The organism is Desulfitobacterium sp. THU1 (assembly GCF_038181555.1).
Classification (GTDB): domain Bacteria; phylum Bacillota; class Desulfitobacteriia; order Desulfitobacteriales; family Desulfitobacteriaceae; genus Desulfitobacterium.
Genome location: NZ_JBBWUA010000030.1, coordinates 21,655 through 28,575 on the forward strand (window position 1 = coordinate 21,655; position 6,921 = coordinate 28,575).

The following is a 6,921-nucleotide window of genomic DNA, read 5'->3' on the forward strand; positions in this document are numbered from 1 at the left end:
TTGAGTGCAGAACGTTTACAAGCCTTTGGCGAAATTAGTTTAAGCAAACAAGTCTTACAGGCATTATCAGAAATGGGGTTCGAGGAACCCTCACCGATTCAAAAGGAAGCTATTCCTGTGGCTATGGATGGGGTGGATCTGATAGGGCAGGCGCAAACCGGCACAGGAAAAACTGCCGCCTTTGGCATTCCTATTTGTGAGAAGATCAATCCAAAGTTTCAGGCGGTTCAAGCCCTGATCTTGACGCCAACCCGTGAACTGGCGGTTCAGGTATCTGAGGAAATCAGTAAGATTGGCAAATACCGTCATATCAAACCACTACCGATCTATGGAGGTCAATCCATCGATCGTCAAATACGGGCCCTACGCTTTGGTAGCCAAGTGGTCGTCGGAACCCCGGGTCGGGTTCTTGATCACCTTAATCGGGGAACTTTAAAATTGCAATATGTCAAGATGGTTGTCTTAGATGAAGCTGATGAAATGCTGGATATGGGCTTTGTGGAAGATATCGAAACCATCCTTCGGCAAGTTCCCCCCGAGGAACGCCAAATGATGCTGTTTTCAGCTACCATGCCGTTTGAAATCAAGAAACTGGCGCAAAACTATATGCACCAGCCCAAGTCGGTAGCAGTAAGTCGTGATGAACTTACAGTGCCTTTGATTGAGCAGGTGTTTTATGAGACTAGAGAAAAAATCAAAGTCGATGCACTCTGCCGGATTATCGATATGGAAGATATCGGTCAAGCCATCATTTTTTGCCGTACCAAGCGAGGTGTTGATGAGCTCGTAGCCGCCTTGGAGGCCAGAGGGTATTTTGCGGATGCATTGCATGGAGATTTAAGCCAACAACAAAGAGATCGCGTGATGAAAAAATTCCGTGATGGCAAAGTGGAGCTCCTTGTCGCTACTGACGTAGCAGCGAGAGGTCTCGACATCGATAATGTGACTCATGTCATTAATTTTGATATCCCTCAAGATCCCGAATCTTATGTGCATCGGATCGGACGTACGGGAAGAGCCGGGAGAAAAGGCCAAGCTATTACCCTGGTTTCCTCAAGGGAATACCGACAACTCCGCTTGATTGAACGTTTAATCAAGACGCGGATTGTGCGTAAGGAATTACCGACCTTAGCTGATGTTAGTGAACGACAAGCGGAAAACCTCAAGAACCAATTGGTTAAGATTTTACAACGGAGCCATCTCGGAACCTATCGCTCGATTGTGGGTTCTTTGTTGGAAGAATATGATTCTGTAGATGTGGCTGCTGCAGCCTTGAAATATGCTGTGGAAGGTGCTAGTGAACGAACCGAAGAGGAAGAAGAAGATATTGCTTTTGGCAATACAGGAGCAGCTCCCGGCATGGTTCGTCTCTTTATGAACATCGGCCGCCTCCAACAAGTCCGACCTCAAGACATTGTGCGCTGGATAGCCGATGAAAGTGGAATTCCCGGCAATATTATCGGGATGATTAACATTTATGATAAGTTTACTTTTGTGGAAGTGCCGGAACAGCATGCCAGCCGTGTGCTTAGTTGCATGCATCAAAACATGATCAAAGGCCGTAAGGTGAACGTCGAGCCCGCAAAAGCTAGGTAAATCGGCGAGTCAAAATCAAAAGCATCGGTCGCCCATGAAGAGCAAGAAAAGGAAATATTTTCTTGCTCTTTTTACTGTTTTATCTTAAAAACAATTGACAGGTTCAGTGAGCAAAAGTATAATTGAATCGAACAAGTGTTTGTTTTTTGAGCTGAGAGATTTGGTGATATTCGAATAGGAGGAAAAAAGATGGCCGGAACCGACAATAAGTTAAAAGCCTTGGATATGGCGTTGAGTCAAATCGAAAAGCAATTTGGTAAGGGTTCAATTATGAGATTGGGGGAGGCTTCTGCCAAAATGGCGGTAGAGGTTATTCCAACAGGTTGCTTGGCCATTGATATAGCCCTTGGGGTTGGTGGAGTACCACGGGGACGAGTTATTGAGATTTACGGACCTGAGTCTTCCGGGAAGACCACCGTTGCTTTACATATTGCTGCCGAAGCTCAGAAACTCGGTGGTGTGGCTGCTTTTATTGACGCGGAGCACGCTCTTGACCCGGTTTATGCTAAGGCTTTAGGGGTCAATATTGACAATCTATTGATATCTCAACCCGATACGGGTGAACAAGCCTTAGAGATTTGTGAGGCTTTGGTGCGCAGTGGAGCCATCGATGTGATTATTATTGACTCCGTAGCAGCTTTGGTTCCCCGAGCAGAAATTGAAGGAGAAATGGGAGATTCCCATGTGGGCTTACATGCTCGCTTAATGTCCCAAGCTCTTCGAAAATTGACTGGGGCAATCAGCAAGAGCAATACCTGCGTGATCTTTATTAACCAGATTCGTGAAAAAGTGGGGATTATGTTCGGTAATCCGGAAACCACAACAGGTGGCCGAGCCTTAAAATTCTACTCATCGGTGCGCATGGAGGTGCGTCGTCAAGACACCCTCAAGCAAGGCCAAGAGATGATTGGTAACCGTACCAAAGTCAAAGTTGTTAAAAATAAGGTGGCGCCACCTTTTAAACAAGCAGAATTTGATATTATGTATGGTCTGGGGATTTCTCGAGAAGGTAGCATTGTCGATGTAGGAGCAGAGCTCGATATTATTGATAAGTCCGGAGCTTGGTATGCATACAAGGGAGATCGCTTGGGCCAAGGCAGAGAGAACGCCAAGGAATTCCTCAAGCAGCACCCTGAAATATCGGCCGAGATAGAGCAACAAATCCGTGCTAGCTTTAGCTCTGTGAGTGCTCCAGCTTCAGATGATATGGATGAGGATCCGGAAGAGTTCTAAGATGAAAGGGGCATTGGAAACCGCTTTAACCTACTTATCCCGGCGAATCCTATCTCGCTATGAACTGGTTCAACGGCTGACGAGGAAAGGGTTCTCTGAACAGGAGATCGACTCTGCACTGGAACGTCTCCTCGAATGGGGATATATCAATGATCAGGAATATGCTCGTGTCTATTGCCGAAGCAAGCAAGCCAATTATTCGAAGAAAAGAATAAGCTGTGACCTTAAAGGCCGAGGAATCCAAGAGCATATCGTTGAGCAAGTCTTTCAGGAGAACTATCAGCCAGAGCAGGAAAAAGAGCTATGCCTGAAACATGCCCAGAAAATTTGGGCGGAAGAATCACGACGCTGGGAAAACTCCTATCAACATAAGAAAAGCTACGAGAAAATACCTCGAGAGGTTTTCCTAAAATTGAAAGTGGGTCAAAAGCTCATGCAAAAGGGATATCCTCAAGAGATGGTTCAACAAATCATCGAGAGGGTTTCAAAACTGTAGCAGGAAGGAGAAATACCTTCCTGCTTTTTATCAGTTTGTAGGATCGCTCAGGGCCGTAAAGACTTAGAACTCAGCAGTCTTGACAAATTTTTCAAAAGATATTACACTACTAAAAGTAGCCTGTTTCTTTAAATGAGACCTTTAAGGTTTTCTTATAGATTGCAACGTAGTTAGTAAATTATATGGAGGCATCGAGCTAGCGCGTGTGTTTGTAGGAATGAAGACAAATTTATTTTTTGTCTAAAATTGAAGGTTTGATTTTTGAGAACTGGCATGACCCCAGTTTTTTTGTTTTATATGGAGAACTAGGAGAATGATAGCAAATACGTAGAGTACTAAGGAGGTGAATATTACTTGGAATTGACCGGACTGATCTTTGGAATTTTAGCCGCAGTTGTAGCCCTAGCTATCGGTAGCTTGTTAGGATGGGTTATTCGAAAGAGTACCGCCGAGAAGCTTATTGGATCAGCTGAAGAAGAGGCAAAACGTGTCATTGAAAGTGCACATAGTACTTCGGAGGCCAAGCGCCGTGAGGAAGTCATCGCTGCCAAAGAAGAAGTTATGCATATCCGTAACGAAGTGGAAAAAGAATCCCGGGAACGTCGCAACGAGATACAACGCATGGAAAGACGGGTTATTCAAAAAGAAGAGTCCTTGGATCGGAAAATGGAGATTTTAGAGCGTAAGGAAGAAAATCTTCATCGTAAAGACGAAGAAGTCGACCAGCTCAAAGAAGTCTTAAGCCAAACTGTAGCCAAGGAAAAACAAGAATTGGAGCGTGTCTCCGGTTTATCCACTGAGGAAGCTAAGCAAATTCTTCTGCATAGCGTAGAAGAAGAGGTTCGCTATGAATCCGCTATTATGATTAAAGATATCGAAAGCAAAGCCAAAGAAGAAGCCGAGAAACGTGCGAAAAACATCATTTCGCTGGCTATTCAACGTTGTGCTGCAGATCATGTTGCTGAGACCACTGTGTCTGTAGTCGCCTTGCCCAGTGATGAAATGAAGGGACGGATTATTGGACGTGAAGGACGAAATATCCGTACCCTGGAAACTTTGACCGGAATCGATTTGATTATCGATGATACTCCGGAAGCAGTAATTCTATCAGGTTTTGACCCGATCCGCAGAGAAGTTGCTCGGGTAGCCTTGGAAAAACTTATTGCCGATGGACGGATTCATCCGGCTCGGATCGAAGAGATGGTGGAAAAGTCTCAAAAAGAGGTTGACCAACGGATTCGTGAAGAGGGAGAACAAGCAACCTTCGAAACCGGAGTTCATGGCTTGCATCCCGAAATTGTTCGTCTCTTAGGGCGATTGAAGTTCAGAACTAGTTATGGACAAAATGTGCTTAAGCATTCTATAGAAGTATCTCATTTGGCGGGGCTAATGGCTGCTGAGCTAGGCGTTGATGTTCAGCTGGCAAAGCGAGCCGGCTTACTTCATGACTTAGGGAAGGCTGTCGATCACGATACGGAAGGTACTCATGTTCAGATCGGTATTGATCTAGCGAAGAAGTATAAGGAATCGTGGGAAGTCATTCATGCAATTGAAGCCCATCATGGAGATACTGAGGCAAAAACTATCGAAGCCGTTTTGGTGGCTGCTGCTGATGCTGTATCAGCTGCTCGCCCAGGCGCTCGTCGTGAAACCCTTGAATCTTATATTAAGCGTTTGCAAAAGCTTGAAGAGATTGCTGATACCTACGAAGGTGTTGAGAAATCTTATGCAATTCAAGCGGGCCGTGAGATTCGCATCATTGTGAAACCAGAAAAGATCGATGACATCTTGGCTCCTAAAGTAGCTCGCGAAATCAGTAAACGTATTGAAGATGAATTAGAATATCCAGGCCAAATCAAAGTTGTTGTTATTCGCGAAACTCGCGCAGTGGATTTTGCGAAATAGCCACTTGAATTATGAACTCTCGGACAGGTGAGCAATCGCCTGTCCTTTATTATATTTAAAGGAAATATTTGAGCTCATTCTTATGGCAGGACTTTATCTGATGTTGACGAACTATTAAGGAGAAGTAATTGAGGCAATATCTACGCAGTAATTGAGAAAGAGGATGACACTATGGGAAGGTTAAACCTCCATTATAAAGATGGGGGAAGTGTGCCCGATGGAGTTGGATTATTGATATCAATTCTAGTTCGCTACCCTGAGGTATGTTCTGTACGCTACCTACAATCAGAGCATGGGCTAACTTTTCGCTTCATGATATATGGAACCGATCAAGGTGAAAAATTTGTGCATAGCCTTCGCGAGGCTTTAGTTGTATACCATGGACTTGAGGGCCAAGATATGAGGATTTGCGAAATTCAATTGAAACAAGAAGAAGCTTTGGCTCTGATTACGGTGACCCGTGATGTAGAGAGTATGGATCAAAGAGAAGTCGGACTCATTGTCGATCTGGTTAAAGATTTGAGTCATCAACTGATTTATGACGATACAGAAGTTCCAGAGGAGGAACAGACATTTCAAGAAGAGGTTATCGGGCAGATTCTCCAGTCCTTTCGTGATTGCCGGTTGGATAAAGGTTTTATCGCCATTCGCGAGGAAGGTCGGGTTTTAGTTTACAATAGTTAGTCCTTAAGTGAGCAACTGAAAGCGCAAGGTTTTAAGGTAGAAATTTTTGGGCATATCAATAGTATGAACATACCCTTTACGGTTGTGGTATAAAACGAAGGAGATCGTCGCGTGAACATATTATTTATTGGTGACATCGTAGGAAATCCGGGGCGGGAAGCCGTCAAAGTGTTCCTTAAGCCTCTTATACAAGAATACGGAATTGACTTGACCCTAGCCAATGGGGAGAATGCAGCGGGCGGTAAGGGCATAACCAAGGAAATAGCTGAGGAGCTATATGACTATGGCATCCAATTCATTACCATGGGAAATCATGTTTGGGATCAACGCAGCATCATGAAGTTTATTGATCAGGAAGCACGTTTGATAAGACCGGCCAATTACCCGATCGGTGCACCGGGAAAGGGGTACGGCTACGTTCGTATACAAGGAAAGAAAGTCGGAGTGCTCAATCTTTCGGGACGAGTTTACCTTAATGATTTAGAAGACCCCTTCAGTGGCGCCTCGCGTTGGGTTAATGAAATGCGTCAAGAAACTCCCGTAATTCTTGTGGACTTCCATGCGGAGGCCACTTCGGAAAAAGTTGCTTTGGGTTGGTTTCTTGATGGTAAAGTGTCGGCTGTTTTGGGTACACATACTCATATTCAAACGGCTGATGCTCGTCTATTACACCAAGGAACAGGTTATATAACTGATGTGGGTATGACGGGCCCAAGGGATTCTGTTTTAGGAGTAAAAAAAGAGACCATTATCAACCGCTTCCTGACCCAATTGCCGGCAAAGTTTGAACTGGCTGCAGGACCTATCCAACTCAATGCGGTAGTTTTAGATGTGGACGTGAATACCGGTAAAACTCGGTCGATTAAAGCAATTCAACGGGTTAAGGAGTAAGAGGGAAATTTAGGGATATCTAGCTTCGCAAAAATATTTAAAAGAATCTGAATCCTTCAAGAAAAAAAGAGGATTATTTCCACCTTCTGGAGAATACAACTAACATATTAGGAATA

General features: G+C 44.4%; 6 protein-coding genes. All 6 read left to right on the forward strand.

Annotated elements, in window-relative coordinates; genetic code table 11:
* The 6 genes from AAC978_RS15670 to AAC978_RS15695 all read left to right on the forward strand — a co-directional run bounded on the left by AAC978_RS15670 (position 1) and on the right by AAC978_RS15695 (position 6,805).
* Positions 1-1,596 (forward strand): DEAD/DEAH box helicase, encoded by a 1,596-nt coding sequence (locus AAC978_RS15670; protein ID WP_341549009.1) that lies wholly within the window; start codon positions 1-3, stop codon positions 1,594-1,596.
* 189 nt (positions 1,597-1,785) lie between these two features.
* Positions 1,786-2,829 (forward strand): recombinase RecA, encoded by a 1,044-nt coding sequence (recA, locus tag AAC978_RS15675; RefSeq protein ID WP_341549010.1) that lies wholly within the window; start codon positions 1,786-1,788, stop codon positions 2,827-2,829.
* Between the two features lies 1 nt (position 2,830).
* A complete protein-coding gene (locus tag AAC978_RS15680; protein ID WP_341549011.1) occupies positions 2,831-3,325 on the forward strand; it encodes a regulatory protein RecX in 495 nt (164 codons plus the stop codon).
* Between the two features lie 354 nt (positions 3,326-3,679).
* Entirely contained in the window at positions 3,680-5,230 is a 1,551-nt protein-coding gene (rny, locus tag AAC978_RS15685; protein ID WP_341549012.1) for a ribonuclease Y, read from the forward strand.
* Positions 5,231-5,401: 171 nt separating this feature from the next.
* Complete coding sequence (locus AAC978_RS15690; protein ID WP_341549013.1) at positions 5,402-5,914, forward strand: hypothetical protein; 513 nt, start codon at positions 5,402-5,404, stop codon at positions 5,912-5,914.
* 111 nt (positions 5,915-6,025) lie between these two features.
* Positions 6,026-6,805, forward strand: a complete 780-nt coding sequence (locus AAC978_RS15695) for a TIGR00282 family metallophosphoesterase (RefSeq protein WP_341549014.1) — start codon at positions 6,026-6,028, stop codon at positions 6,803-6,805.
* The last annotated feature ends 116 nt before the right edge of the window (positions 6,806-6,921 follow it).

What these genes read in the sequence shown, in the direction of transcription:
- recA (WP_341549010.1), top strand. Translation starts at nt 1,786, where the DNA reads ATGGCCGGAACCGACAATAAGTTAAAAGCCTTGGATATGGCGTTGAGT.
- AAC978_RS15690 (WP_341549013.1), top strand. Translation starts at nt 5,402, where the DNA reads ATGGGAAGGTTAAACCTCCATTATAAAGATGGGGGAAGTGTGCCCGAT.
- AAC978_RS15680 (WP_341549011.1), top strand. Translation starts at nt 2,831, where the DNA reads ATGAAAGGGGCATTGGAAACCGCTTTAACCTACTTATCCCGGCGAATC.